At 62.7% G+C, this 26,032-nt stretch carries 23 protein-coding genes; 16 read left to right on the top strand and 7 right to left on the bottom strand.

What is annotated here, in order from left to right:
* Positions 1-67: 67 nt before the first annotated feature.
* Together hslO and V3H56_RS01285 are read right to left on the bottom strand one after the other, a co-directional pair.
* Positions 68-970, bottom strand: coding sequence for an Hsp33 family molecular chaperone HslO (hslO, locus tag V3H56_RS01290; protein ID WP_042729424.1), 903 nt, complete (start codon positions 968-970; stop codon positions 68-70).
* A 322-nt stretch (positions 971-1,292) separates the two neighbouring features.
* The gene (locus V3H56_RS01285; RefSeq protein ID WP_047736208.1) at positions 1,293-1,697 is read right to left on the bottom strand and encodes a S4 domain-containing protein; all 405 of its coding nucleotides are present in this window, start codon (positions 1,695-1,697) and stop codon (positions 1,293-1,295) included.
* Between the two features lie 286 nt (positions 1,698-1,983).
* Between V3H56_RS01285 and V3H56_RS01280 the strand changes: the two genes are divergently transcribed.
* Together V3H56_RS01280 and rimK are read left to right on the top strand one after the other, a co-directional pair.
* The gene (locus V3H56_RS01280) at positions 1,984-2,406 is read left to right on the top strand and encodes an ATP-dependent zinc protease (RefSeq protein WP_234408002.1); all 423 of its coding nucleotides are present in this window, start codon (positions 1,984-1,986) and stop codon (positions 2,404-2,406) included.
* The gene (gene rimK, locus V3H56_RS01275; RefSeq protein WP_042729421.1) at positions 2,403-3,308 is read left to right on the top strand and encodes a 30S ribosomal protein S6--L-glutamate ligase; all 906 of its coding nucleotides are present in this window, start codon (positions 2,403-2,405) and stop codon (positions 3,306-3,308) included. The genes V3H56_RS01280 and rimK overlap by 4 nt, the downstream gene beginning before the upstream one ends.
* Before the next feature lie 132 nt (positions 3,309-3,440).
* Here the strand turns inward: rimK and V3H56_RS01270 are convergent, their stop codons facing one another.
* Both V3H56_RS01270 and ompR read right to left on the bottom strand, forming a co-directional pair.
* Positions 3,441-4,754, bottom strand: coding sequence for an ATP-binding protein (locus V3H56_RS01270; protein ID WP_042729420.1), 1,314 nt, complete (start codon positions 4,752-4,754; stop codon positions 3,441-3,443).
* Positions 4,755-4,867: 113 nt separating this feature from the next.
* On the bottom strand, positions 4,868-5,608 hold the full coding sequence (gene ompR, locus V3H56_RS01265) for a two-component system response regulator OmpR (protein WP_042729419.1): 741 nt from the start codon (positions 5,606-5,608) through the stop codon (positions 4,868-4,870).
* Positions 5,609-5,967: 359 nt separating this feature from the next.
* Here ompR and V3H56_RS01260 point away from each other — a divergent pair, with 359 nt between their 5' ends.
* The 7 genes from V3H56_RS01260 (at position 5,968) to tauD (ending at position 14,292) form a co-directional block, all read left to right on the top strand.
* Positions 5,968-8,292 carry a Tex family protein gene (locus V3H56_RS01260; protein WP_042729418.1) on the top strand — a complete coding sequence of 775 codons (2,325 nt, stop codon included), beginning with the start codon at positions 5,968-5,970 and terminating at the stop codon, positions 8,290-8,292.
* Positions 8,292-8,675, top strand: coding sequence for a PaaI family thioesterase (locus V3H56_RS01255; RefSeq protein WP_047736211.1), 384 nt, complete (start codon positions 8,292-8,294; stop codon positions 8,673-8,675). Before V3H56_RS01260 ends, V3H56_RS01255 begins: the two co-directional genes overlap by 1 nt.
* 272 nt (positions 8,676-8,947) lie before the next feature.
* On the top strand, positions 8,948-10,531 hold the full coding sequence (gene gshA / locus V3H56_RS01250; RefSeq protein ID WP_042729417.1) for a glutamate--cysteine ligase: 1,584 nt from the start codon (positions 8,948-8,950) through the stop codon (positions 10,529-10,531).
* Between the two features lie 239 nt (positions 10,532-10,770).
* Positions 10,771-11,748 carry a taurine ABC transporter substrate-binding protein gene (gene tauA, locus V3H56_RS01245; RefSeq protein WP_123578513.1) on the top strand — a complete coding sequence of 326 codons (978 nt, stop codon included), beginning with the start codon at positions 10,771-10,773 and terminating at the stop codon, positions 11,746-11,748.
* 21 nt (positions 11,749-11,769) lie between these two features.
* Positions 11,770-12,564: a taurine ABC transporter ATP-binding subunit gene (gene tauB / locus V3H56_RS01240; protein ID WP_047736213.1), complete on the top strand. Its 795-nt coding sequence runs from the start codon at positions 11,770-11,772 to the stop codon at positions 12,562-12,564.
* Complete coding sequence (gene tauC, locus V3H56_RS01235; RefSeq protein WP_047736214.1) at positions 12,561-13,400, top strand: taurine ABC transporter permease TauC; 840 nt, start codon at positions 12,561-12,563, stop codon at positions 13,398-13,400. The genes tauB and tauC overlap by 4 nt, the downstream gene beginning before the upstream one ends.
* Positions 13,401-13,449: 49 nt before the next feature.
* Positions 13,450-14,292: a taurine dioxygenase gene (tauD, locus tag V3H56_RS01230; RefSeq protein ID WP_042732960.1), complete on the top strand. Its 843-nt coding sequence runs from the start codon at positions 13,450-13,452 to the stop codon at positions 14,290-14,292.
* Positions 14,293-14,351: 59 nt separating this feature from the next.
* On the opposite strand, the gene mgrA is transcribed toward tauD, so the two are convergent.
* Complete coding sequence (mgrA, locus tag V3H56_RS01225) at positions 14,352-15,389, bottom strand: L-glyceraldehyde 3-phosphate reductase (protein ID WP_042732959.1); 1,038 nt, start codon at positions 15,387-15,389, stop codon at positions 14,352-14,354.
* 116 nt (positions 15,390-15,505) lie between these two features.
* Entirely contained in the window at positions 15,506-16,396 is an 891-nt protein-coding gene (locus V3H56_RS01220; protein ID WP_053148812.1) for a LysR family transcriptional regulator, read from the bottom strand.
* 124 nt (positions 16,397-16,520) lie between these two features.
* Between V3H56_RS01220 and V3H56_RS01215 the strand changes: the two genes are divergently transcribed.
* Entirely contained in the window at positions 16,521-17,261 is a 741-nt protein-coding gene (locus V3H56_RS01215; RefSeq protein ID WP_042731569.1) for an SDR family oxidoreductase, read from the top strand.
* 141 nt (positions 17,262-17,402) lie between these two features.
* On the opposite strand, the gene betT is transcribed toward V3H56_RS01215, so the two are convergent.
* Positions 17,403-19,364: a choline transporter BetT gene (gene betT / locus V3H56_RS01210; protein WP_185057646.1), complete on the bottom strand. Its 1,962-nt coding sequence runs from the start codon at positions 19,362-19,364 to the stop codon at positions 17,403-17,405.
* Positions 19,365-19,714: 350 nt separating this feature from the next.
* Here betT and V3H56_RS01205 point away from each other — a divergent pair, with 350 nt between their 5' ends.
* From V3H56_RS01205 to V3H56_RS01180, 6 genes are all read left to right on the top strand, one after another.
* On the top strand, positions 19,715-20,707 hold the full coding sequence (locus tag V3H56_RS01205) for a D-cysteine desulfhydrase (RefSeq protein WP_338474116.1): 993 nt from the start codon (positions 19,715-19,717) through the stop codon (positions 20,705-20,707).
* Positions 20,708-20,950: 243 nt separating this feature from the next.
* Positions 20,951-21,751: a cystine ABC transporter substrate-binding protein gene (tcyJ, locus tag V3H56_RS01200; RefSeq protein WP_338474115.1), complete on the top strand. Its 801-nt coding sequence runs from the start codon at positions 20,951-20,953 to the stop codon at positions 21,749-21,751.
* Positions 21,751-22,416, top strand: a complete 666-nt coding sequence (gene tcyL, locus V3H56_RS01195) for a cystine ABC transporter permease (RefSeq protein WP_042731572.1) — start codon at positions 21,751-21,753, stop codon at positions 22,414-22,416. Before tcyJ ends, tcyL begins: the two co-directional genes overlap by 1 nt.
* Before the next feature lie 3 nt (positions 22,417-22,419).
* Positions 22,420-23,181: an L-cystine ABC transporter ATP-binding protein TcyN gene (tcyN, locus tag V3H56_RS01190; protein ID WP_338474114.1), complete on the top strand. Its 762-nt coding sequence runs from the start codon at positions 22,420-22,422 to the stop codon at positions 23,179-23,181.
* A 493-nt stretch (positions 23,182-23,674) separates the two neighbouring features.
* Positions 23,675-24,445: a hypothetical protein gene (locus V3H56_RS01185; RefSeq protein WP_042731574.1), complete on the top strand. Its 771-nt coding sequence runs from the start codon at positions 23,675-23,677 to the stop codon at positions 24,443-24,445.
* A gap of 331 nt (positions 24,446-24,776) precedes the next feature.
* Complete coding sequence (locus tag V3H56_RS01180; protein WP_123578511.1) at positions 24,777-26,018, top strand: SfnB family sulfur acquisition oxidoreductase; 1,242 nt, start codon at positions 24,777-24,779, stop codon at positions 26,016-26,018.
* Positions 26,019-26,032 lie beyond the last annotated feature (14 nt).

Below are 26,032 nucleotides of genomic sequence, written 5' to 3'. Positions count from 1 at the left end.
TAGGGCCCTCCCGTCAGTACGGCGTAAATCCGGCGTTTGCCAGGAGATTTACCTGCGCTGAACCGTTTTAGTGACGAGTATCTGACGGTGTGTCGACACCCGCACCGGCGAACAATTGAGCAATGTCCGCCGCGTCGAACAGGTAGCGCTCGTTGCAGAACTGGCAATCGATTTCGATGGCGCCACCGTGCTCGATCACCAACTGCTGCGCATCTTCCAGACCCAGACTGACCAGCGCATTGCCGGAACGTTCACGGGAGCAACTGCATTGGAAGCGCAACGGCTGGCCGTCGAACAGGCGCACGGCCTCTTCGTGGTAAAGGCGATGAAGCACGGTTTCGTTGTCCAGGCCGAGCAGTTCATCGGCGCTCAAGGTGCTGGCCAGCGCGGTGATGTGCTGCCAGCTGGCGTCGCGTTCCTCGGGGTCACGAATGCGGTCGGCAGGCAATTGTTGCAGCAGCAGGCCGCGGGCACGCCGCCCGTCGGCGTACAACCAGAAACGGGTGTTGGTCTGCTGGGACATGACGAAGTAGTTGGTGAAGCATTCGGCCAGGGTCGCGCCGTCGAGATCGACAATACCTTGGTAGCGCTTGCCCTGGGTCGGATCGACCGTGAGGGCCAGCACGCCATTGGGCATCAGGTCGGCCAGGGTCGCGTCGGGCGCGATCTGCTCGGCGTCATAGCGCGCCAGGCCGCGGATCTCGCGTTCACTGGAACACTCGATCATCAGCAGCGGCACAGGGCCTTCGGAACGGGCCTGGAGAATCAGCAGGCCATCGAACTTCAGGGTGCCGACCAGCAACGCCGCCGCTGCCATCAGTTCGCCGAGCAGTTGCGCGACCGGCTCTGGATAGGGGTGCTTGGCAAGGACTTCGGCGTAGCTACGCTCCAACGCCACCAGCTCGCCGCGGGCGTCGCTGTCATCGAAGATGAAACGTTGGGTGTAATCGGTGTCCGGTAAATCAGTCATAGAGTCTGGTATCTGAGGTGATGACAATGGATGACAGGCATTTTATGGGCAATCAGGGTGGGTTCCAAGCAAGGTGAGGACCTGGCTGACGGGAAGAGGTCGGCGCAATCGCTGATAAGCATCGTGGCGAGGAAGCTTGCTCCCGCTCCTGTGGCGAGGGGATTTATCCCCGCTGGGCTGCGTAGCAGCCCCAAAAATGGAACAAGCGCAAACAGGCAAACAGACGAAAAATGTAACGGACTGCTGCGCAGTCCAACGGGGATAAATCCCCTCGCCACAATCTGCACTCCATTCGCATCACTGATTGGCACCCCATCAGTGCTTACTCGCTATTGTCGCCCCGAAACTTGAACAGGTCCCGACGCTGCTTCTTGCTTGGCTTGCCATCGGTGCTGACACCCAGAGCCCCCGCCTTGCGTTGCGCAGCCGCGGCTTCGCGCTTGGCGATGCTCGCTTCGGTTTCGTGATACAGCGCCTGGGCCTCCGGTGCCCCGCGACGCACGATCGACAGGGCTTCGACCACCACGGTTTTCTCATCGAACCCGGTGCGGATGACAAATTCATCGCCGACACGCGGTTCCTTGCCCGGCTTGCAACGCTCCCCGCGGTGATGGACCTTGCCGCTTTCGATCGCGGCCTTGGCGAGCGCGCGCGTCTTGTAGAAACGCGCCGCCCACAACCATTTATCGAGACGGACCTTGTCGTCCTCTTCCTTTTTTTGTGCCACTGCAATTCCTCTCCACTGCCAATGGTCAGAACTGTACTACCGTTTTTGACGGGCGCACGAATCCGGCCCGACGGATAGAATGCCGCCAGACCGCTCCATCGGACGGGATGTATAAATCGGTGAGCGCGCAGGCGGGTAGATAACTGTCGCCATTTTGTGATTATTCTGCGTGAATACCGCGATTCGCGGAGTCCACGATTCGATGTACTGATCGCAGGTTGTTTTATTGAAGACTTTTGACCATTTGACCGTCGTCGGTTTGCGCGAGTGGGTCGCGCTCCCGGATCTGGGAGTCGCGGGCCTGCGGGCAAAAATCGACACCGGTGCCAGCACCTCCAGCCTGCACGCCACGGACATCGAGCCGTTCGAGCGCGATGGCGAGAAGTGGGTGCGTTTCACCGCACACCTCGGCACGGTGGTGCAGTTGCGCCATCGCCGCTGCGAAGCCCCGCTGGTGGCGCGCAAGACCATCAAGAGTTCCAACGGCCACGCCCAGGTCCGCTACGTGATCAGCACCACGTTGGCGCTGGGTGATCGGGTCTGGCGGGTCGAGTTCACCCTGGCCTGCCGCAAATCCATGCGCTATCGCCTGCTGCTGGGTTCCAAAGCCTTGATCGACGGCCAGTTGGTGGTCAATCCAGGTACCAAATACGTTCAAGACAAGCCGGCATTCCCGGTGTCCACTACCTCTGCCACAGGTGTTGCATGAAGATCGCTGTGCTGTCGCGTAATCCGCGTCTGTATTCCACTCGCCGCCTGGTTGAAGCCGGCACCGAACGTGGCCATGAAATGGTGGTGATCGACACCCTGCGCGCCTACATGAACATCGCCAGCCACAAGCCGCAGATCCATTACCGCGGCAAGCCGCTGGAAGGCTTCGATGCGGTGATCCCGCGCATCGGTGCCTCGGTGACCTTCTATGGCTGCGCGGTGTTGCGCCAGTTCGAAATGATGGGGGTGTATCCCCTGAACGAATCCGTGGCCATCGCCCGATCCCGGGACAAATTGCGCTCGCTGCAACTACTGTCGCGGCGCGGTATCGGCTTGCCGGTGACCGGCTTTGCCCACTCCCCCGACGACATTCCCGACCTGATCGCGATGGTCAACGGTGCGCCGCTGGTGATAAAGGTGCTGGAAGGCACCCAGGGCATCGGCGTGGTGCTGTGTGAAACCGCGACGGCGGCGGAGTCGGTGATCGAGGCGTTCATGGGTCTGAAGCAGAACATCATGGTGCAGGAGTACATCAAGGAAGCCGGCGGCGCGGACATTCGCTGCTTCGTGGTCGGCGACAAGGTGATCGCCTCGATGAAGCGCCAGGCCAGGCCCGGGGAGTTCCGCTCCAACCTGCATCGCGGCGGCAGCGCGAGCCTGATCAAGATCACCCCGGAAGAACGCATGACCGCCCTGCGCGCCGCCAAGGTCATGGGCCTGGCTGTCGCGGGCGTGGACATCCTGCGCTCCAATCACGGGCCGCTGGTGATGGAGGTCAATTCCTCGCCGGGCCTGGAAGGGATCGAGACGACCACGGGCAAGAACGTGGCCGGCATCATCATCGAGCATCTGGAAAAGAATGGCGGGCCGAACATGACCCGCACCAAGGGCAAGGGTTAACTCAACACAAAACCCTGTGGGAGCGAGCTTGCTCGCGATGGCGTCGGCTCAGCCACATTGATGTTGACTGAAACACCGTCATCGCGAGCAAGCTCGCTCCCACAAGCTATCTGTCCTACTTGAGAGAGATGGCTATACCGCATCCCGAGGCAGCATCAAGCCCAACGGCAAGCGCACCCGTGCTTCCAACCCACCGCCGGCGCGATTGCGCAGCTCGACGTTGCCGCCATGCATCGAGGCGATACGCTTGACGATGGCCAGGCCCAGGCCCGTGCCCTTGCCACCGCGGGCGCGGTCACCACGGGTGAAGGGGTTGAAAATAGCTTCCAACTCCGACGGATCGATGCCGGCGCCACGGTCCATGACGCTCAGCACCACGTAAGGCGCATTGGTGTCGCCAGAGACATACGCCGCCACTTCGACGCCGGTGCCGGCATGGTTCAGGGCATTGCCGATCAGGTTGTTCAGCAGCCGCTTCATCGATACCCGGCGCAGCGGGAACGGCTGGATCGGCTCCAGGCGCAGATGTACCTTCTCATCGGCCTGGTTATAGGGAGCGGCGACTTCGCGCACCAGCTCGGTCAGGTCCACCTCTTCCACCGACTCGTCCCGACCGTCGCGAATGAACGCCAGGAACTGGTCGAGAATCGCGTCCATGTCCTCGATGTCGCGGACCATTTCATCGGTCAGGTCGGTGTGCTCGCCCATCAGCTCCAGGGACAGCCGCAGCCGGGTCAACGGCGTGCGCAGGTCGTGGGAGACGCCGGCGAGCATCAGTTCGCGCTCGCGCCCGGCCTGCTCGACATCCTCGGCCATCTGGTTGAACGCCCGGTAGACCTCGGTCATTTCGCTGGGCGTGTCGCTGATGGGCAGTCGTACGCTGCGACCCTGGCCCAGTTGGCGCGCCGCGTAGACCAGGCGCTTCAACGGCTGGTTGAGCTGGCTGACGAAGATCCAGGCCGAGGCCGTCGACAGCAGGCCGATGGCCAGGAACCAGCCAAGAACGTTCCAGATCTTCTGGCCGCGTAGCGGATGCGGGTACAGCGGCACTTTCAGCCAGCCATCCCCCAGGCTCGGGGCGCGCACCCACAGCGCCGGAGGCGAGTGCATGCGCAAGCGGACCTCGGTATCGGCGCCCAGCTCGGCCTGCATCTGGCGCTGGTAGATCTCGCTGTAGGGCCAATGCTGTTCGCCCTCCGGCACACCGGCACCGACGACACGGATCAGCGTCGCCGCTTCAGCGATCTTGGTTCGATTGGTCTCGTCCGCCGCCCAATAGGCCCGCAGGGTCAAGGCCACGCCGTGACTGTACTGTCGGTCCACCAGAACGTCTTCGTTCATCAACAGGTACACCAGCGTCAGCGCCTTGGAGAAGAGCACGACGATGAGCACCAGCCAGAGGGTGCGGGAAAAGAAACTCTGGGGGAACCAAACGGGGGTTTTCATGAATAACCGCTACACACTTGCAGGAGCGAGCGATGCTCGCACAATGACGGACCGCGAGTCGCCTGGAAGAATACATTCAACCCGCCAGGCCACCCGCTCCTACAAATCGCCGATCACTTGCTGGCGGCACCATCCGGCACGAAGACATAACCCACACCCCAGACGGTCTGGATGTAACGCGGCTTGGAAGGGTCGGGCTCGATCATCCGGCGCAGACGGGAAATCTGCACATCGATGGAACGCTCCAGCGCGTCCCATTCACGGCCACGGGCCAGGTTCATCAGCTTGTCGCGGGTCAGCGGTTGGCGGGCATTCATCACCAGCGCCTTGAGCACGGCGAATTCGCCGGTGGTGAGCATGTGGACTTCGTCGCCGCGCTTGAGCTCGCGCGTGGCCAGGGACAGTTCGTAGTCCCCGAAGGTCACGCTCTCGTCTTCGCTGCCCGGCGCGCCTGGCACTGGCGCCGATTGGCGGCGCAGCACGGCCTTGACGCGGGCCATCAGCTCGTCCGGGTTGAACGGCTTGGCCAGGTAGTCGTCGGCGCCCAGTTCGAGCCCCTTGATGCGGCTCAGCTCGTCGCCCTTGGCGGTGAGCATGATGATCGGGATCTGGTTGTTGGCACTGCGCAGGCGGCGGCAGGCGGTCAGGCCATCCTCGCCGGGCAGCATCAGGTCCAGCACCACCAGGTTGAACACTTCGCGGGCCAGCAGGCGGTCCATCTGCTCGGTGTTGGGTACGGTGCGGGCGCGGTAGCCCTTGCTGACGAAAAAGCGCTCCAGCAAGCTGCTCAGCCCGGGATCGTCGTCAACAATCAGAATTTTTTCGCCTTCAGCAGTTTGTGCGGTGCTGCTCATAGGAAGCTCCTTTGATCTCGGCGCGCATTATGGCCTAGCTGCCGTTATACGCACCCGTGTGCATTGTTAGCAGATTTTTCCTCTGCCTACAGAAATTCGGGCAACAAGCCTACAGACCATGACGCACCCCCAAGCCCGGAACGCTGGTTATAATGCGCGGCCCTTTTGTGCCAGGACAGGCCGGATCATGGCCTGGCGACTCATTTTTTCCCTGGCTCAGGCAGCACTTTTTGAATTTCGCGGGTCAACAGGCAGCCTTTTGACCCAGGCAGCGGCGCGCACCCGCCCGCTCAACCAGTCTCGCCAAGCCCGACCTCTGTGGTGGCGAGCCTGATTTCACACATTTGTCAGGTGGTTTTATGGACAGCATCAACAGCCGCATCGCCGAGGAACTCGGCGTCCGCCCGCAACAGGTCGAAGCGGCCGTCGCGCTACTCGATGAGGGCTCCACGGTGCCTTTCATCGCCCGTTACCGAAAAGAAGTCACCGGCAGCCTCGATGACACCCAGTTACGTCATCTGGAAGAGCGCCTGCGCTACCTGCGCGAACTCGACGAGCGGCGCGTCAGCATCCTGGCCAGCATCCAGGAACAAGGCAAGCTGACCCCGCAGCTCGAACGCGATATCAAGCTGGCCGACACCAAGACCCGCCTCGAAGACTTGTACCTGCCCTACAAGCAGAAGCGCCGCACCAAGGGCCAGATCGCCCTGGAAGCCGGCCTCGGCGAGCTGGCCGATGGCCTGTTCAACGACCCGACCCTGGCGCCGGAAACCGAAGCGGCGCGTTTCGTCAACGCCGAAAAAGGCGTGGCCGACGTCAAGGCCGCGCTGGAAGGCGCGAAGTACATCCTCATGGAGCGCTTCGCCGAAGACGCCAACCTGCTGGAAAAACTGCGCAACTTCCTCAAGCAGGAAGCCATCCTCAGCGCCCGTGTGATCGCCGGCAAGGAAGAGGAAGGCGCGAAGTTCCGCGATTACTTCGAACACGACGAATCTCTCAAGAGCGTGCCTTCGCACCGTGCCCTGGCGATTTTCCGAGGCCGCAACGAAGGTATCCTCAGCTCCGCGCTGAAAGTCGGCGATGAGTTGCCCGGCACCATGCACCCGTGCGAAGGCATGATCGGCCAGCAATTCGGCATCCAGAACCAGAACCGCGCCGCCGACAAATGGCTGGCCGAAGTGGTGCGCTGGACCTGGAAGGTCAAGCTCTATACCCACCTGGAAACCGACCTGCTGGGTGAACTGCGCGACAACGCCGAAACCGAGGCGATCAACGTATTCGCCCACAACCTGCACGACCTGCTGCTGGCCGCCCCGGCCGGCCCGCGCGCCACCCTGGGCCTGGACCCGGGCCTGCGCACCGGTTGCAAGGTGGCCGTGGTGGACTCCACCGGCAAGCTGCTGGACCACACCACCGTCTACCCCCACGTGCCACACAACAAGTGGGACCAGACCCTGGCCGTGCTGGCCGCGCTGTGTGCCAAGCATTCGGTGGACTTGATCGCCATCGGCAACGGCACCGCCAGCCGCGAGACCGACAAGCTGGCCGCCGAACTGATCAAGAAGTACCCGGCGATGAAAATGACCAAGGTCATGGTCTCCGAGGCTGGCGCATCGGTTTACTCGGCATCGGAGCTGGCCTCCAAGGAATTCCCCGACCTGGACGTGTCGATCCGTGGCGCGGTGTCCATTGCCCGGCGCCTGCAGGACCCGCTGGCGGAACTGGTGAAGATCGATCCGAAATCCATCGGTGTCGGCCAGTACCAGCACGACGTGTCCCAGCTGAAACTGGCCCGCGGCCTGGACGCCGTGGTGGAAGACTGCGTGAACGCCGTGGGCGTGGACGTGAACACCGCGTCGGTGGCGCTGTTGGCACGTATCTCGGGGCTCAACGCGACCCTGGCGCAGAACATCGTTACCCACCGCGACGAGCACGGCGCCTTCAAGACCCGCGCGGCATTGAAGAAAGTCCCACGCCTGGGTGAAAAAACCTTCGAACAGGCCGCCGGCTTCCTGCGCGTCATGAACGGTGACAATCCGCTGGACTCGTCCGCGGTTCACCCCGAGGCCTATCCACTGGTGCAGCGGATCGCCGCGCAGACCGATCGCGACATCCGCTCGCTGATCGGCGACGCCGCGTTCCTCAAGCGCCTGGATCCAAAGAAGTTCACCGACGAGACCTTCGGCCTGCCCACCGTGACCGACATCCTTCAGGAACTGGAGAAACCCGGCCGCGACCCACGTCCTGAATTCAAGACCGCCGAGTTCCAGGAAGGCGTCGAAGACCTCAAGGACCTGCAACCGGGCATGATCCTCGAAGGCGTGGTGACCAACGTCACCAACTTCGGCGCCTTCGTCGACATCGGCGTGCACCAGGACGGCCTGGTGCACATCTCGGCCCTGTCCGAGAAGTTCATCAAGGACCCGCGCGAGGCCGTGAAAGCCGGTGACGTGGTGAAAGTGAAAGTCATGGAAGTCGACATCCCGCGCAAACGCGTCGGCCTGTCGATGCGCATGAGCGACACCCCGGGCGAGAAAATCGATGGGGCCCGTGGCGCGCGTCCGGGCTCGGCGCCGCGCCAGTCGCAGAACACCGCACCGCGCAAGGAAACCGCCACGGCCGCCCCGGCGAACAACGCCATGGCCTCGCTGTTCGCCAACGCCAAGCAATTGAAGAAACGCTGATGGACGTGCCGGCCGGGTTGGTGGAAAGCGGGTTTTTCAAACTGCTCGGCTGCCGTCTGCACAGCCTCGGGGACGGCGTGTCGCAGGTCGCCCTGAACCTTGAGCCGCCGTTGCGCAATCGCGGCGGCAAACTGCACGGCGGCGCGCTGTTCAGCCTGGTGGACATTGCCATGGGCCTGGCCTGTTCCAGTGTTCACGGCTTTGACCAGCAGAGCGCGACCATCGAGTGCAAGATCAACTACATTCGCGCCGTCTCCGACGGCGAAGTGATGTGCACCGCCCGGGTCATCCATCCAGGGCGACGCACCCTGGTGGTCGAAGCCGAGGTTACCCAGGGCGACAAGTTGGTCGCAAAAGCGCAAGGCACCTTCGCTGTGCTATAGCTCCCTGTCATCGATTTGGGTTAATTTCGGCGCTGCAAATGCGGCGACGAAATCCCCTTGTGGGAGCGAGCTTGCTCGCGATAGCGACGGATCAGTCACCTGAGTGTTGACTGACACTGCCCTATCGCGAGCAAGCTCGCTCCCACAGGACATTGCGGTGATCAGTCCATGACAGCATAAAAACCAGGCGAAAACGCCAGTTTTAACTTCACCCTTGTAGACCGTCTTGCCCACCCCCATATTGGGGCGACTGACGCGTGAAGGAATTCAACTTGAGCGACCTTTTAAACCGCCGCCTGGCCCTGCTCGGCGAGCGCGCCAACCTCTCCCTGCTCGAACAGTGCCTGCATGGCATCGAGCGTGAATGCCTGCGCGTCACGGAGAACGGGCACCTGGCCCAAACCCCGCATCCCGAGGCGTTGGGGTCGGCGCTGACCAACGAACAGATCACCACCGACTATTCCGAGTCGCTGCTGGAGTTCATCACCCCGGCATTGGCCAACCCGGCCGACACCCTGGCCAGCCTCGACAAGATCCACCGGTTCGCCTACAGCAAGCTCGGCGACGAGTACCTGTGGAGCCCCTCGATGCCGTGCCCGTTGCCGGCGGAAGAGGACATCCCGATCGCCTACTACGGCACCTCGAATATCGGTCGGCTCAAGTACGTCTACCGCAAGGGCCTGGCCCTGCGCTACGGCAAAACCATGCAATGCATTGCCGGGATTCACTACAACTTTTCCCTGCCGGAAAAACTCTGGCCGCTGCTGCGGCAGACCGAAGCCGCCGACGTGAGCGACCGCGACTTCCAGTCCTCGGCCTACATCGCGCTGATCCGTAACTTCCGCCGCTACAGTTGGTTGCTGATGTACCTGTTCGGCGCCTCGCCGGCCCTGGACGCAGGCTTCCTGCGCGGCCGCCCGCATCAGTTGGAACAACTGGACCCGAACACCCTGTACCTGCCCTACGCCACCAGCCTGCGCATGAGTGATCTGGGTTACCAGAGCAACGCCCAGGCCGGCCTCACGCCGTGTTACAACGACCTGGCAAGCTATACCGACAGCCTGCGCAAAGCGGTGGCGACCCCCTACGCGCCCTACGTCGAAGTCGGCACCCATCAGAACGGCGAATGGGTGCAACTCAACACCAACATCCTGCAGATCGAAAACGAGTACTACTCCAACATCCGCCCCAAACGCGTGACCTACACCGGCGAGCGCCCGATCCAGGCATTGATGGCGCGGGGTATCCAGTACATCGAAGTGCGCTGCCTGGACATCAACCCCTTCCTGCCGATGGGCATCGACCTCACCGAAGCGCGGTTCCTCGATGCATTCCTGCTGTATTGCGGCCTCAATGACAGCCCGCAACTGGAAAACAACGAATGCGGCAACGCCACGAGCAACTTCCTGACCGTGGTCAAGGAAGGCCGCAAGCCAGGCCTGCAGTTGCAGCGCCGGGGCCAATCGGTGGACATGCAGGCCTGGGCCATGGAGCTGCTGGAAAAAATCGCTCCACTGGCCGCGCTGCTTGACCAGAGCCAGGGAGGCGACGCGCATCGCCAGGCACTGGACGCGCAACGGGCGAAAGTCCGTGATCCATCCTTGACCCCTTCAGCCCGGGTGCTGGCCGCCATGGCCGAACATCAGGAAAGCTTCGCCGAGTTCTCCCTGCGCCAAAGCAAGGCTCACGCTCAATACTTCCGTGCCGAGCCTTTGCCTGCCCAGGAACAGGCCGCCTTCGAAACGGCCGCGCGCGAGTCCCTGGTCCAGCAAGCCGATCTGGAGCAGAACGAAGTGGGGGATTTCGACGTGTTCGTGGGCGCCTATCAGGCGAGTATTCTGGCGATCAGCAACTAGCTCGCGCTTGTGGAGCACATCAATGTGGCGAGGGAGCTTGCTCCCGCCCGGCTGCGTATCAGTCACAGCATGTTGGGCCTGCTTCGCAGTCCAGCGGGAGCAAGCTCCCTCGCCACAGGGCCTGCTCTCGTATTTTTTCGCTGATAAGCTCATGCGAAAAAGTTATTTATTTTTGAATTCTTAGATCATTTAGTCTCCTCCCACGCCACACATCCGGCGGCCTGTTGAGGAGCTTTCCCATGACTTTGCGTGTTTCCCTTCGCCTTCTCGCGGCCGCCACGCTGGCCGCGACCAGCCTGTTTGCCCAGGCAGCCGACCTGACCGTCGCCTACCAGACCACTGTCGATCCGGCCAAGGTGGCCCAGGCTGACGGCGCTTATGAAAAAGCCACCCAGGCCAGTATCGCCTGGCGCAAATTCGACAACGGCGCCGATGTCATCACCGCCATCGCCTCGGGCGACGTGCAGATCGGTTACCTCGGCTCCAGCCCGCTGACCGCCGCCATCACCCGCAAGGTGCCGGTGGAAACGTTCCTCATCGCCACGCAGATCGGTGCCGCCGAGGCGCTGGTGGCCCGCGACGGCTCCGGCATCAAGACCCCACAAGACCTGATCGGCAAGAAAATCGCCGTGCCGTTCGTTTCCACCGGCCATTACAGCCTGTTGGCCGCGTTGAAGCACTGGAACATCGACCCGTCGAAAGTCACCGTACTCAACCTGGCGCCGCCAGCCATTATCGCCGCCTGGAAACGCGGCGACATCGACGCCACCTACGTCTGGGACCCGGCCCTGGGCGTGGCCAAGGAAAACGGCAAGGTGCTGATCACCTCCGCGGAGCTCGCCCAGTTCGGCGCGCCGACCTTCGACGCCTGGATCGTGCGCAAGGATTTCGCCCAGAAGCACCCTGAAATCGTCACGGCCTTCGCCAAGGTCACCCTAGATGCCTACGCCCAGTACCGCAAGGACCCACAAGCCTGGATCGCCGACGCCTCCAACATCGACAAGCTGGTAAAACTCTCCGGCGCCAAGGCCAGCGATATCCCGCTGTTGCTGCAAGGCAACGTCTTTCCCCTGGCCGCCGACCAGGTCGTGAGCCTCGGCGCGCCGACCACCCGAGCCATCACCGACACCGCCGCGTTCCTCAAGGAGCAAGGCAAGGTCGACGCCGTGCTGCCGGACTACGCGCCTTACGTCAGCGCCCAGTACATCACTCGCTGAAGAACCTTGGGAGACCCCGCGATGGCCTTGCTACAGCTGGAGCGCATCAGCGCACAGTACCCCGGCGCGCCGGCGCCCGTGCTGGCGGATATTTCACTGACCCTGGGGCCACGGCAATTGCTGGTTGCCCTCGGTCCGTCCGGCAGCGGCAAGACCTCGCTGCTTAACCTGATCGCCGGGTTCGTCGAGCCCAGTGCCGGGCAGATCACCCTGGACGGCGTGCCGGTCCTGGGGCCGGGTGCCGAGCGCGGCGTGGTGTTCCAGGACGACGCCCTGCTGCCCTGGCAGGATGTGCTGGCGAACGTCGGCTTCGGCCTGGAACTGGCGGGCGTCCCCAAGGACAAGCGCGAAGCCCGTGCCCGGGAAATGCTGGCCCTGGTGGACCTGGCCGGTTTCGAGAAACGCCGCGTCTGGCAGCTCTCCGGTGGCCAGAAGCAGCGTATCGGCCTGGCCCGGGCACTGGCGGCCGATCCACGCGTACTGCTGATGGACGAACCCTTCGGTGCGCTGGACGCCTTCACCCGCGAACAGATGCAGGAGCTGCTGCTGCAAGTCTGGCAACGCACTGCCAAGCCCGTGTTCCTGATCACCCACGATATCGAGGAGGCGGTGTTCCTCGCCACCGACCTGATTCTGTTGGCGCCCGACCCCGGCCAGGTCGTCGAACGCCTCAGCCTGGACTTCGGCCGGCGCTACGGGGCCGGGGAGTCGGCACGGTCGATCAAGTCCGACCCGCGTTTTATCGAAACCCGCGAGCATGTGCTTGCCAGGGTGTTCTCTCAGCGCAGCGCCACTCGAACACAGGAGCGCCCATGAGCAGTTATGAAGTGCCGGCGGCGATCCGTACGCCTGAAGCCAGGCGCCCGGCGATCGCCCCTAAGTTCAACCTGAGTATCCGATGGATCAGCGGCTTGACCCTGGTCGTGTTGCTCGCCGCCTGGTGGGCCATTACCGCCAGCGGCCTGATCGAGCCGTTGTTCCTGCCCTCGCCGTCCGCAGTGCTGCAAAAAGGCTGGCTGCTGGCAACCAGTGGCTACATGGACGCGACCCTTTGGCAGCACCTGGGCGCCAGCCTCGGACGAATCGGCCTGGGCCTGTTGTTCGCGGTGTTGACGGCCGTGCCGGTGGGCATTGCCATCGGTGCCAACCGCGTTGCCCGTGGCGTGCTGGACCCGTTGATCGAGTTCTACCGGCCGATCCCGCCGTTGGCCTATCTGCCGCTGATCGTGATCTGGTGTGGCATCGGCGAGTTGTCGAAAGTGCTGCTGATCTACCTGGCCATCTTCGCCCCGATTGCCATCGCCACGGCCACCGGCGTGCGCACCGTCGACCCGGCCAAACTGCGGGCCGCACAGTCGCTGGGGGCCACGCGGGCCCAGTTGATTCGTCATGTCATCGTGCCCAGTGCCCTGCCGGACATCCTCACCGGTATTCGTATCGGCCTGGGCGTGGGTTGGTCGACGCTGGTGGCTGCCGAACTGATCGCCGCCACCAGCGGCCTGGGGTTCATGGTGCAGTCGGCGGCCCAGTTTCTGGTGACCGACGTCGTGGTGCTGGGGATCCTGGTCATCGCCCTGATCGCCTTCGCCATGGAGCTGAGCCTGCGCGCCCTGCAACGCAAACTGGTGCCATGGCACGGCCAGGCCCGCTGAAACCAACGACCACGCCGACCCTTCGGCGCCCGAATTCGAGAATCTACCGATGAGCCGTCCGACCATTACTCCCTTGAGCATCGCCCTCGGCGCGCAGATTGACGGGATCGATATCAGCCAGCCATTGACCCCGGAACACCGCGAGCTCATCGAGCAGGCCCTGCTGGAGCATCAGGTGCTGTTTTTCCGCGACCAGCCGATCGAGCCGCAACAACAGGCGCGTTTCGCCGCGTATTTTGGCGACCTGCATATTCATCCGATCTACCCCAACGTGCCGGAGCAACCCGAGGTGCTGGTGCTCGACACGGCCGTCACCGATGTTCGCGACAACGCCGTGTGGCACACCGACGTGACCTTCCTGCCAACGCCGGCCCTGGGCGCGGTGCTCAGCGCCAAGTCCTTGCCGGCGTTCGGTGGTGACACATTGTGGGCCAGCGGCATCGCGGCTTACGAGGCCTTGTCGACGCCCATCAAACGCCTACTGGAAGGCCTGACCGCAACCCACGATTTCACGCGTTCCTTCCCCTTGGAGCGCTTCGGCAACACCGCCGAAGACCTGGCGCGCTGGGAACAGGCACGCCGGAAAAACCCGCCGCTGTCTCATCCGGTGATCCGCACCCATCCGGTGAGCGGGCGGCGCTCGCTGTTCGTCAATGAAGGTTTCACCACCCGCATCAACGAGCTGTCGGAAACCGAAAGCGAGGTGATCCTGAAATTGCTGTTCGCCCACGCGACCCGCCCCGAGTTCACCGTGCGCTGGCGCTGGCAGGCCAATGACGTGGCGTTCTGGGACAACCGCGTGACTCAGCATTTCGCCGTAGACGACTACCGCCCTGCGCGGCGGGTGATGCACCGGGCAACGGTGCTGGGGGACGTGCCGTTCTTCAAGTGAGGTCACCCGTGGCGAGGGCGCCAGCGCCCTCGCCACGGGTATCGCGTAACCGCTGGGCGTTACTCCGCCGTCGACGGTTTCTCCCAGAGATTGATCCCGCCCTCCAGGGCAAACTGGTCGATTTGCGCCAGTTCCTCGGCACTGAACGCCAGATTCTTCAACGCTCCGACGTTCTCGATGATCTGCTCGGGACGGCTGGCGCCGATCAGGGCGGAGGTGACCCGCGGATCACGCAGGGTCCAGGCCAAGGCCATCTGGGCCAGGCTCTGACCCCGCTGCTGGGCGATCTCATTGAGGGCGCGCACGTGGGCGATGTTCTGCGGCGACAAGTGCGAAGCCTGCAACGAACCGCCGCCGGGACGGTTGACCCGCGCATCGGCCGGGATGCCCTTGAGGTACTTGTCGGTCAACAGGCCCTGGGCCAGCGGCGTAAACGCGATCACGCCCGTCCCCAGTGCCTCGGTGGCGTCCAGCAGGTCTTTTTCCACCCAGCGGTTAAGCAGGTTGTAGGCCGGTTGGTGGATCAGCAACGGCACCTTCCACTCCTTGAGCAACGCCGCCATTTCCCGGGTCTTCACTCCGGAATACGAAGAAATGCCGACGTACAACGCCTTGCCCTGCGTCACCGCGGTGGCCAATGCGCTGGCGGTCTCTTCCAGGGGCGTATCGGCGTCGAAACGGTGGGAATAAAAGATGTCGACGTAGTCCAGCCCCAGGCGTTGCAGGCTCTGGTCCAGGCTGGCCAGCACATATTTGCGCGACCCACCGCCCTGGCCATACGGGCCGGGCCACATGTCCCAGCCGGCCTTGCTGGAGATGATCAACTCGTCGCGATAGTGCTTGAAGTCTTCACGTAACAACCGGCCAAAGTTGATCTCGGCACTGCCGTAAGGAGGGCCATAGTTGTTCGCCAGGTCGAAGTGGTTGATGCCCAGGTCGAACGCCGTGCGCAGCAGCGAGCGCTGGGTGTCGATCGGCGTACTGTCGCCAAAGTTGTGCCACAACCCCAGCGACAGCGCCGGCAGCACCAACCCGCTGCGACCGACGCGGCGGTAGGGAATGGACTCGTAGCGGTTTTCGGCAGCGGTGTAGGTCATGGAAAGCTCTCTTGTGCGAACGGCGGGGGCGGATGGCGAAGCTGACACTTCACAGACGCGCCGTTCAGGTGGAAAGTTCGCGCACATCTTATCCGCCCATTCATCCATCCGTCCTTTCAACGCGCGCCCTCGAACACCTGCGCCAACCAATCCACAAACACCCGAACCCGTGGCGACAGGTGGCGGTTGTGCGGGTAGAGCACCGAGACCGGCATGGGCGGTGGTGGGGTGGCGGGCAGGACTTCCTGGATCAGGCCTTGCTGGATCTGCGTCTGCATCCGGTACTGTGGGCATTGGATCAGGCCAAGGCCGGCGATGGCCGAGGCGGCGTAGATTTCGGCGCCAAATACCGAGAGCGCGCCTTCAATGGCGACTTCCTCGAGCTCGCCATCGACCATGAACTCAAAGGGGTACAGCTTGGCCGTGGTCCGCGAGACGTAGTTCACCGCCCGGTGGTGACGCAGGTCGGCGAGGGTCTTCGGTTCACCGTACTGGCGCAGGTAGGCGGGGCTGGCACAGGTGATCTGCCGCAGGTTGGCGACGCGTCGGCCGATCAACGAAGAGTCCCCCAGCGTGCCGGCGCGCACCACGCAATCGACGCCCTCGGCGATCAGGTCGACGTAGCGGTCGGCCTCGCTGATGGACAGTTCGATGTCCGGGTAGCGCGCCATGAACTGCGGCAATGCCGGGATCACGAAGTGTCGGGCCAAGGTGCCGTGCATGTCGACGCGCAGGCGTCCCTTGGGCGCTACGCTGCGAAACGCCAGCTCGGCCTCTTCGAGTTCCGCCAGCAAGTGCACGCAACGCGGGTAGTAGGCTTCGCCATCGAGGGTCGGCCGCACCTTGCGGGTGCTGCGCTCCAGCAAGCGCACGCCGAGCCAGGCTTCGAATTGATTGAGGGTGTGGGTCAACGTTGCACGCGGCAGGTTCAAGTCTTCGGCCGCCAGGGTGAAGCTGCTGCGTTCGTAGATGCGCACGAACACTTTCATTGCCTTGACCTGGTCCATTCCACACGCCCTGATTGTTGGTGATTATTGAACAGCCAAGGCAACTCTCGAATATTTATCGCCCGGAGTAAACATGTGAGTCTGGCATCACCCTAACGCACCTCCACTTCAAAGGACCTTCACCATGACGACCCAAACCTCCAAAGTTGCCATTGTCACCGGTGCCTCGCGTGGCATCGGCGCCGAAATCGCCAAGCAGTTGGCGCGCGAAGGCTTTGCCGTGGCGATCAATTTCGCCAGCAGCGCCACCGAAGCCTCGAAGCTGGTCGTGCAATTGCGCCAGGCCGGTCACCGAGCCATAGCGATCAAGGCCGACGTGTCTTCGGCCAGCGATGTGCGTCGGATGTTCGATGAAGCCGAAGCGCAGTTGGGCAAGGTCGATGTGTTGATCAACAACGCCGGCATTCTCAAGGTAATGCCCCTCGTGGAGCACAGCGACGAGCTGTTCGAGCAGACCTTCGCCATCAACACCCGTGGCACCTTCAACACCCTGCGCGAAGCCGCGACGCGCCTGAACGACGGTGGGCGGATCGTGAACTTCTCCAGCAGCACCGTGGGCCTGAACCTGCCCGGCTACTCGGTGTACATCGCCAGCAAGGCTGCGGTGGAATCCTTGACCCAGGTGTTTGCCAAGGAACTGCGCGGTCGGCAGATCACAGTCAATGCCGTCGCCCCCGGCCCGGTCGCGACCGAACTGTTCCTGCACGGCAAGAGCGAAGAACAGATCCAGAACTTCGCCAAGATGCCGCCCCTGGAACGCCTCGGCCAGCCGGAGGACATCGCCCACATCATCGCCTTCCTGGTAAGCCCGGCTGCCGCTTGGGTGAATGGGCAGATCCTGCGGGCCAACGGCGGGCTGGTCTGAACCGCCGCCTTCGCGGGCAGGTTCGATCACCCGCTGGATTGGGGGCTACCGCGAGAGTCAGGTTGGCTGTCAGGCCGCCTTCGCGGGCAAGCCCGCTCCCACAAAAAACAGCAATCCCGCGATACACCCCCACGAAGACGATCAACGCACCAAATGCAAAAACTGCATGTGCCGCTCGTACTGGTCGAGGATGTCGTTGATCACTTGCTCCTTGGTGTAGCCCACCAGATCGTAATCCTGACTGCCTTCACTCAAATGCACCTCGGCGCGGTAGTAGCGACGGTTGTTGAGCTCCTTGGACCCCATGCCACCGCGGGCGAAAGACGGCGTGAAGTAGCCACGCATCTGCACCTGGTAAATGAACGGATGCTGCTCGCCGTGGCCGATTTCCAGGCTGACACTGTCGTTGGCCGGGTCTGGCTGTGTTACGACCGCCAGGCCTTTTTCGGCGAACACCGCCTTCACTTCCTCGACGGCCGGCCGCACCGTGCTGTCGAGGAAGCGGTACACCTCGTCCCGAGACGGGAAGTGCACCGCCTGGCTCAAGCGCTGGCGCCAACCACCCTTGCCCCGGCGTGCACCCGACACCGGCGCCAGGGAATACAACTGCGCGATCTGCTTCTGGGACTCCAGGTAGAACGCCTTATGCAGCCCCCACATCATCAACAGCAGGATCATCGAGAACGGCAAGGACGTGAGCACCACCGCCGACTTCAGGGCATCGATGCTGCCGGAAAACAGCAACGCACTGGTCACCAGCGCCGTCATCGCGCCCCAGAACACCCGCAGCCATTTCGGCCCGTCTTCGTCGGGGCTGCCGCCCTTGGCCGACAAGGTCGACAGCACCACGGTGCCGGAGTCGGCGGACGTGACGAAGAACACGAAGCTGATGAACACGGTGACGGCGATCACCGTCTTGCTCCAGGGGTAGGTTTGCAGCAGCAGGTAAAGGCTCATCGACGGGTTTTCCAGAGCAGACATGCCCAAGGCACTCATGCCGTGGTTCAACACCTGGTCGATGGCGCTGTTGCCGAAAATCGACATCCACGCCAGGGTGAAGCCCAGGGGAATCAGCAGCACGCCAAACACGAATTCGCGAATGGTGCGGCCGCGGGAAATCCGCGCGATGAACAACCCCACGAACGGCGACCAGGCGATCCACCAGGCCCAATAGAACACCGTCCAGCCGCCCAGCCAGTCGCTGGGTTTGTTGTAGGCATAGAGGTCGAAACTCTTCATCGGCAAGGCGCCGAGGTAGTCCCCCAGGTTCTGGATGAGGGTATTGAGCAGGTGCTGGGTCGGGCCGGCGAACAGGACGAACAGCAGCAACGCACAGGCCAGCAGCATGTTGATGTCGGACATGACCCGCACGCCCTTGTCGACGCCGGCCACCGCCACGAGGATCGCCGCGCCCATCATCAACACGATCAGGCCGACCTGGATCCACTGGGTGTGGGCAATGCCGAACAGGTAATCCAGACCGGAGTTGAGGTGCAGTACGCCGAAGCCCATGTCCGCGCCGAGGCCGAACACCGTGGCGATGATGCCGAAGCCGTCCACGGCGTAGCCGATGGGGCCGTTGATGCGTTTGCCGATCAGCGGGTACAGCGCTGAGCGCAGGGCCAGCGGCAAGTTGTGTCGGTAGGCGAAGTACGCCAGGGCCATGCCGACGAAGGCGAACACGCCCCAGCCGTGCAGGCCCCAGTGCAGGAAGAGGATCTGCATGGCCTGGCGCGCCGCATCCGCGGTGCCCGCCTCCCCTTGGGGCGGTTGTACCAGATGGGTCAGCGGCTCGGAGACGCAGAAGAAAAACAGCGTGATGCTGATCCCGGCGGCGAACAGCATGCCGGCCCAGGACAGGTAGCTGAACTCCGGCTCGTCGTGATCGGCACCGAGCTTGATCTTGCCGTAGCCGGACAAGGCCGTCACCACCACGAAGATCAGGTACAGGGTCATCGCCAGCATGTAGTACCAGCCGACCGTATTGGCCGCCCAGTTCTGCGCCGCCAGCAACCAGGCGCCGGCCTGCTCGGGCAGGGTAATCACCACCAGGCCGAACAGCAGGATGACGGTCGCGGCGAAGTAAAAGACCGGCGGGTTCACGCGGACCAGGCCGCTGGAAGGAGGGGACGAGGCGCTCATGGGCGGAGCGTCCCGCAGGGCGAAAAAGCGAAGGTCGAAAACGGACTCGGCAAAGGCAAGCCTCCTGTTGTGAGCGGGCAGCAAACCGACGGTTTAACTTGAATGAACGTTCAAGTTAAACATGAATAGGGTGCTAAGGACTAATCGCACGGCCCGACGGCACGTTTCCTACACCAGCCTACGGGAGGGTATGACGCTGATTGACCTACATTCGTTCAGCGCTCCCGAACAACACACCGGGCAGATTGGCGATTGCCCCTGAATATCGGTATGCCTATAGTCCAGGCATCTCCTGCAATCAGTACGGCGCAATGATCAAACAACAGTTGGCCCGCTTTAACCGCCTTGAACTACTCGGCCACCCCACACCGCTGGAAAAACTCGAGCGTCTCTCCGCTTGGCTCGGGCGCGACGTCTATATCAAGCGCGACGACCTGACACCCTTGGCGCTGGGTGGTAACAAACTGCGCAAGCTCGAATACCTGGCGGCCGATGCCATCGCCCAAGGCGCCGACACCCTGATCACCGCCGGCGCGATCCAATCCAACCACGTGCGCCAGACCGCCGCCCTGGCCGCGAAACTGGGCCTGGGTTGCGTGGCGTTGCTGGAAAACCCGATCGGCACCGAGGACAGCAATTACCTGGGCAACGGCAACCGGCTGTTGCTGGAATTGTTCGACGCCAAGGTCGAGCTGGTCGCCAACCTGGACAACGCTGATGAGCAACTGCAGGCCCTCGCCGTTCGCCTGCGCAGCAACGGGAAAAAACCTTACCTGGTGCCGATTGGCGGTTCGAACGCCTTGGGCGCGCTGGGCTACGTCCGTGCAGGCCTGGAGCTGGCCGGGCAGATCAGCGACACCGGGCTCGATTTCGCCGCCGTCGTACTGGCCTCGGGCAGTGCCGGCACCCACAGCGGCCTGGCGCTGGCGTTGAGCGAGGCACTGCCCCGCCTGCCGGTCATCGGCGTAACGGTTTCGCGCAGCGAAGAAGACCAGTTCCCGAAAGTCCAGGGCCTGGCCGAGCGCACCGCCGAACTGCTGGGCGTGGCGCTTGCGCAGGCCTTCAAGGTGAACCTGTGGGACGAGTACTTCGCCCCCCGCTACGGCGAGCCCAACGCCGGGACACTGGCGGCGGTCAAGTTGCTGGCCAGTCTCGAAGGCCTGCTGCTCGATCCGGTCTACACGGGCAAGGCCATGGCCGGCCTGCTCGACGGCATCGGTCGCGACCGCTTCGACGAAGGTCCGATCCTGTTCCTGCACACCGGCGGCGCCCCGGCGTTGTTTGCCTATGACGGGGCATTTTAGGGTTACTGAAGATCCGTTGTGGGAGCAAGCTTGCTCCCACAGGAGCTCATTCCAAATAGATATATTTATTTAATTTAATATTATTTTCCAATCTAACAGGGCCGCCCTATAGTCCCGCCGCAGGCGTATTTGCCGCGAGACGTCCGGGCTGCTTTTAGGGCAGGATGTGGCAATCTTTTCGGATCGCGTCTACGCCTTTCCCATCCAGATCGATGTCTTCATAAGAAAACACAGGGGCTTGTCATGAATTTTTCCGCACTACGTCGCAACCTGTTGGTAGGTTCGCTGGGCCTGGCATTGAGCGCCGGCCTGTTGGGGCAAGCGGTTGCCGGTGAGCAACTGCAGAAAATCAAGGATGCCGGTGAAATCAGGATTGGCCTGGAAGGCACCTACCCACCGTTCAGCTTCGTCGATGACAGCGGCAAGCTGACCGGCTTCGAAGTGGAGTTCTCCGAGGCCCTGGCCAAGGAGCTGGGCGTGAAGGTCAAGCTGCAGACCACCCCATGGGCCGGTATCCTCGCGGCGCTGGAATCCAAGCGTCTGGACGCCGTGGTCAACCAGGTGACCATCTCCGAGGAGCGCAAGAAAAAATACGACTTCTCCGAGCCGTACACCGTTTCCGGGATCCAGGCACTGGTGCTGACCAAGAAAGCCGACGAGTTGAACATCAAGAAGGCTGCGGACCTGGACGGCAAGAAAGTCGGCGTGGGCCTGGGCACCAACTACGAGCAGTGGGTCAAGGCAGAAGTGCCGGGCGCCCAGGTCAAGACCTACGATGACGATCCCACCAAGTTCCAGGACCTGCGTGTCGGCCGTATCGACACCATCCTGATCGACCGCCTGGCCGCGCTGGAATACGCCAAGAAAGCCAAGGACACCACCGTCACCAGCGAGGCCTTTTCGCGCCAGGAGTCCGGCATTGCCCTGCGCAAAGGCGAGCCTGAGCTGTTGGCGGCCGTGAACAAGGCCATCGAAAAACTGCGCGCCGACGGTACGCTGAAGAAGCTCTCGGAGAAATACTTCAGCGCTGACGTTACCCAATAATGGAAGCAGCTCTTCAACTCGCACTGGATTCCGCGCCCTTCCTGCTCAAGGGCGCGTACTACACGATCTTCCTCAGCCTGGGCGGCATGTTCTTCGGTTTGCTGCTGGGCTTCGGCCTGGCGCTCATGCGCCTGTCGCACGTCAAACTGGTGAGCTGGATCGCCCGCATCTACGTGTCGTTCTTTCGCGGCACGCCGTTGCTGGTGCAGTTGTTCGTGATCTATTACGGATTGCCGCAACTGGGCGTCGAGCTGGACCCACTGCCGGCGGCCCTGATCGGCTTCTCGCTGAACATGGCGGCCTATGCGTGTGAAATCCTGCGGGCCGCCATCAGCTCCATCGAGCGCGGCCAGTGGGAAGCCGCGGCAAGTATCGGCATGACCCGCGCGCAGACCCTGCGCCGGGCCATCCTGCCACAAGCCGCGCGCACGGCCCTGCCGCCGCTGGGCAACAGCTTCATTTCCCTGGTCAAGGACACCGCGCTGGCGGCGACCATCCAGGTGCCGGAGCTGTTCCGCCAGGCGCAGTTGATTACCGCGCGAACCTTCGAAATCTTCACCATGTACCTTGCCGCCGCGCTGATCTACTGGATTCTGGCGAGCGTGCTCGCGCACTTGCAGAACGTCCTGGAAGCCCGGGTCAATCGGCATGACCAGGAGTCCTGACCCATGATTGTCGTGGAAAAACTGACGAAGCAGTTCAAGGGTCAGCTGGTGCTCAACGGCATCGACCTGAAGATCGAAGAAGGCGAAGTGGTAGCGATCATCGGCCCCAGCGGCTCGGGCAAGACCACCTTCCTGCGTTGTCTGAACTTCCTCGAGGAGCCCAGCAGCGGCCGGATCAAGGTCGGCGACATCGAAATCGATGGCAGCCGCCCGCTGAACCAGCAGCAAGGCCTGGTGCGCCGTTTGCGCCAGCAGGTGGGTTTCGTGTTCCAGAACTTCAACCTCTTCCCCCATCGTACCGCCCTGGAAAACGTCACCGAAGGTCCGATCGTGGTGAAGAAAACACCCCGGGCCGACGCCGAGGCCCTGGGGCGCAAGCTTTTGGCCAAGGTCGGCCTGGCCGGCAAGGAAGACGCCTACCCACGGCGCCTGTCTGGCGGCCAGCAGCAGCGCGTGGCGATTGCCCGGGCGCTGGCGATGGAGCCTGCGGTCATCCTGTTCGACGAGCCGACCTCGGCCCTCGATCCGGAACTGGTGGGTGAGGTACTGGCGACCATTCGCGGCCTGGCCGAAGAAAACCGCACCATGGTCATCGTGACCCACGAAATGGGTTTTGCCCGCGACGTAGCGAACCGCGTGGTGTTTTTCGACAAGGGCGTCATCGTCGAGCAAGGCGAAGCCAAGGCCTTGTTTGCAGCGCCCCGGGAAGAACGCACTCGGCAGTTCCTCAGCAAGTTCCTTTCCGCCGGACACGACAGTCACTAAGTTAATCGCCCTCTCCACACTTCCAGGGAAGGAAGTGTGACAACCGCACAATTACACACCGTCTCTGAATGTATTAACCCGATACAACTTGCAACTTTCACGCGGATTCACCGCGACGCTCAGTCTTATCCCAGTGACATATTCCCCTTCGGTCCGTTGCCAATCATTGAAACCCGCAGCCCCCGACATTCAGGCCTCATAACACGACAAACCGAGGAAAAGTGCATTTTCCGTCGAGCATTCCTAACTTCAGTTCGTAGGAACATTCTGAAGCCTGACTGAATGTTTTATTAGGCAAGTGCCTCTATTGACACTGAAACTGATGAACCCTTATCTAGTGCCCTGTCTCACAGGCGAGGCACACTTTTTTTAATTCTGCACGGCGATTAACCGTCATTAACTTCAATGACAGCGCCCATAAAAGTATGTCGCGAACACAAGCGCCTTTGATCTTCCCGAAACGGACTTCGTTTTAAGCATCAAGGAGAACACCATGACCTGTACGTCGAATCTTCCCGGGCTGGCCGCACCGACCCTGGCCAATGCCCACCCCGCCGGCATCAATATCACCAGCGCCGCCCGCCTGGAGGTCGCCATAGCCCCCTACCCCGGCATGGACGCCGGCGACCTGATCGAACTGTTCTGGGACAACTGCTACGTCGGCTCGCGCCTGCTGTCGCCGGAGGACGTGCAAAGCAGCGTCACGCTGCGAGTGCCGGAGAGTTTCATCGTCAACGGCACCGCGTGCCTGCACTACCGGGTGATGCAGGTCGGGCGCGGGCCGGCGCTGTCGGCCACGCGCCGGATACAGGTGAAGCTCGACTGCCCCGGCGGCCAGCCGTCAGCCCTGAGCGGCGATGAAAACCAGGGCCTGGCGCCGGTGCGTATCCCCGAGACCATCCGCCGCAAGGGCGTCAACCCTAGCCAGATCAAACGCGGCGTGCCGTTGACAATCGAACCCTACCTGAACATGGCCCCCGACGACGCGATCACCCTGCGCTGGGGCGACGTACGCATGGACCTGCCGCGGATCAAGCCGAACGAGGTCGGCCAGCCGATCAATGTCTGGGTGCCGCCGCAGCTCATCCTGGAAGCCGGCGAGGACCTGCGCCTGGAAGTGAGCTACTGCATCCTCGACCGAGTGGGCAACAACTCCCAATGGGCGCCACCACGGACACTGAAGATCGGTTGCGCCAATCCCTACCTGAAAACCCCGCCGAGAGAGGCGCTCATGGCTGCCGAGCCCAGTCGCGAAATACGTTGAGAAATACGCGGGTAATGGATCTATCCGTGGCGAGGGAGCTTGCTCCCGCTGGGACGGTCCGACGTCTCGGGCGAAGCGGCCCCAAAACTTCAGGGCCGCTCCGTGCCCCATCGGGGATGACTCCCCTCGCCACAACAGCCCGCTGGAAAAATCTCTCTATTTATATTCCCAAAAGTTAGTTTGAAAATTATTTATACGCGTTTAGGGTATATAAACCGGACCACCGGACATTTCCTGATTTTTTCTTCACAGGTGAGGTGGGTATGGTACGGAACACAAACACCCCAGCGCAGTGCGCCAAGGCACTGCCTGCAGCCACGGAGTGGCTGTAATGTCGGATCTGGCCCAGGCAAACGTCCACAGCGACCTGGACATCGCCCCGCTGTTGCTGCCCGCCCAAGTGCTGCGCAACGATGCCGAAGCGATCAAAGCCGCTCATGAACTGGCGCAAGTCGCCCGCCAGCAGGCCGCGCGCCGCGATCAGCAGCGCAAGCTGCCATGGTCGGAAATCGAACAGTTCACCCGCAGTGGCCTGGGCAGCATCGCCATCCCCCGGGCATACGGCGGCCCACAGGTATCCTTCGTCACCCTCGCCGAGGTGTTCGCGATCATCTCCGCTGCGGACCCGGCCTTGGGGCAGATTCCACAAAACCAGTTCGGCGTGCTCCAGCTGATTCTCGGCACGGGCACCGAACGGCAAAAACAGATATTGCTGCAAAGCGTGCTCGAGGGCGCGCGCATCGGTAACGCCGGGCCGGAACGTGGCGTTCGCAATACCCTTGAACTCAAGGCACGGATCACCGCCGACGGCGACGACTACGTCATCAATGGCCAGAAGTTCTATTCGACCGGCGCGCTGTTTGCCCATTGGGTGGCGGTCAAGGCGCTGAATGACCAGGGCCGGCAGGTGCTGGCGTTCGTACGGCGCGGCACACCGGGCCTGCGCATCGTCGACGACTGGTCGGGCTTTGGCCAGCGTACGACCGCCAGCGGCACGGTACTGCTGAACAATGTGCGGGTCGATGCCGAACTCGTCCTGGACAACTGGCGCATCAACGACGTGCCGAACGTCCAGGGCGCGATTTCGCAGCTGATCCAGGCCGCGATCGATGCGGGAATCGCCCGGGGCGCCATCGACGATGCCATCGCCTTCGTTCGCGAGCGGGCCCGGCCCTGGATCGATGCCAAGGTCGAGCGCGCCAGCGACGACCTCTACGTGATCGCCGACATCGGCAAACTGAAGATCGAATTGCACGCGGCCGAAGCACTGCTGCGCAAGGCCGGACGGGTACTGGACCAGGTCACGGCCGCCCCCATCACCGCGCAATCGGCCGCCCACGCCTCGATCGTCGTGGCCGAGGCCAAGGCCTTGACCACCGAAATCGCCCTGCAAGCCAGCGAAAAGCTCTTCGAACTGGCCGGCAGCCGCGCCACCCTGGCCGAGTTCAACCTCGACCGCCACTGGCGCAACGCACGCGTCCATACCTTGCACGATCCGGTGCGCTGGAAGTACCACGCCATCGGCGCCTATCGGTTGAACGGCACCCTGCCGGCCCGGCATTCCTGGATCTGACCCGCCGATTTTCT

Source organism: Pseudomonas sp. MS646, from assembly GCF_036693845.1.
In the GTDB taxonomy this organism is placed as follows: Bacteria; Pseudomonadota; Gammaproteobacteria; order Pseudomonadales; family Pseudomonadaceae; genus Aquipseudomonas; species Aquipseudomonas chlororaphis_E.
The sequence above is the reverse complement of the archived record's forward strand: the minus strand, read 5'-3'. Positions and strand labels throughout refer to the sequence as shown.

Bases quoted from the DNA above. Each gene is read 5' to 3' on its own strand.
- rimK (WP_042729421.1), top strand. From the start codon at position 2,403: ATGAAGATCGCTGTGCTGTCGCGTAATCCGCGTCTGTATTCCACTCGC.
- V3H56_RS01270 (WP_042729420.1), bottom strand. From the start codon at position 4,754: ATGAAAACCCCCGTTTGGTTCCCCCAGAGTTTCTTTTCCCGCACCCTC.
- tauA (WP_123578513.1), top strand. From the start codon at position 10,771: ATGACTTTGCGTGTTTCCCTTCGCCTTCTCGCGGCCGCCACGCTGGCC.
- tcyJ (WP_338474115.1), top strand. From the start codon at position 20,951: ATGAATTTTTCCGCACTACGTCGCAACCTGTTGGTAGGTTCGCTGGGC.
- V3H56_RS01180 (WP_123578511.1), top strand. From the start codon at position 24,777: ATGTCGGATCTGGCCCAGGCAAACGTCCACAGCGACCTGGACATCGCC.
- V3H56_RS01185 (WP_042731574.1), top strand. From the start codon at position 23,675: ATGACCTGTACGTCGAATCTTCCCGGGCTGGCCGCACCGACCCTGGCC.
- tauD (WP_042732960.1), top strand. From the start codon at position 13,450: ATGAGCCGTCCGACCATTACTCCCTTGAGCATCGCCCTCGGCGCGCAG.
- tcyN (WP_338474114.1), top strand. From the start codon at position 22,420: ATGATTGTCGTGGAAAAACTGACGAAGCAGTTCAAGGGTCAGCTGGTG.
- V3H56_RS01220 (WP_053148812.1), bottom strand. From the start codon at position 16,396: ATGGACCAGGTCAAGGCAATGAAAGTGTTCGTGCGCATCTACGAACGC.
- V3H56_RS01260 (WP_042729418.1), top strand. From the start codon at position 5,968: ATGGACAGCATCAACAGCCGCATCGCCGAGGAACTCGGCGTCCGCCCG.
- mgrA (WP_042732959.1), bottom strand. From the start codon at position 15,389: ATGACCTACACCGCTGCCGAAAACCGCTACGAGTCCATTCCCTACCGC.
- tauC (WP_047736214.1), top strand. From the start codon at position 12,561: ATGAGCAGTTATGAAGTGCCGGCGGCGATCCGTACGCCTGAAGCCAGG.
- V3H56_RS01215 (WP_042731569.1), top strand. From the start codon at position 16,521: ATGACGACCCAAACCTCCAAAGTTGCCATTGTCACCGGTGCCTCGCGT.
- hslO (WP_042729424.1), bottom strand. From the start codon at position 970: ATGACTGATTTACCGGACACCGATTACACCCAACGTTTCATCTTCGAT.
- V3H56_RS01205 (WP_338474116.1), top strand. From the start codon at position 19,715: ATGATCAAACAACAGTTGGCCCGCTTTAACCGCCTTGAACTACTCGGC.
- ompR (WP_042729419.1), bottom strand. From the start codon at position 5,608: ATGAGCAGCACCGCACAAACTGCTGAAGGCGAAAAAATTCTGATTGTT.
- tauB (WP_047736213.1), top strand. From the start codon at position 11,770: ATGGCCTTGCTACAGCTGGAGCGCATCAGCGCACAGTACCCCGGCGCG.
- V3H56_RS01255 (WP_047736211.1), top strand. From the start codon at position 8,292: ATGGACGTGCCGGCCGGGTTGGTGGAAAGCGGGTTTTTCAAACTGCTC.
- tcyL (WP_042731572.1), top strand. From the start codon at position 21,751: ATGGAAGCAGCTCTTCAACTCGCACTGGATTCCGCGCCCTTCCTGCTC.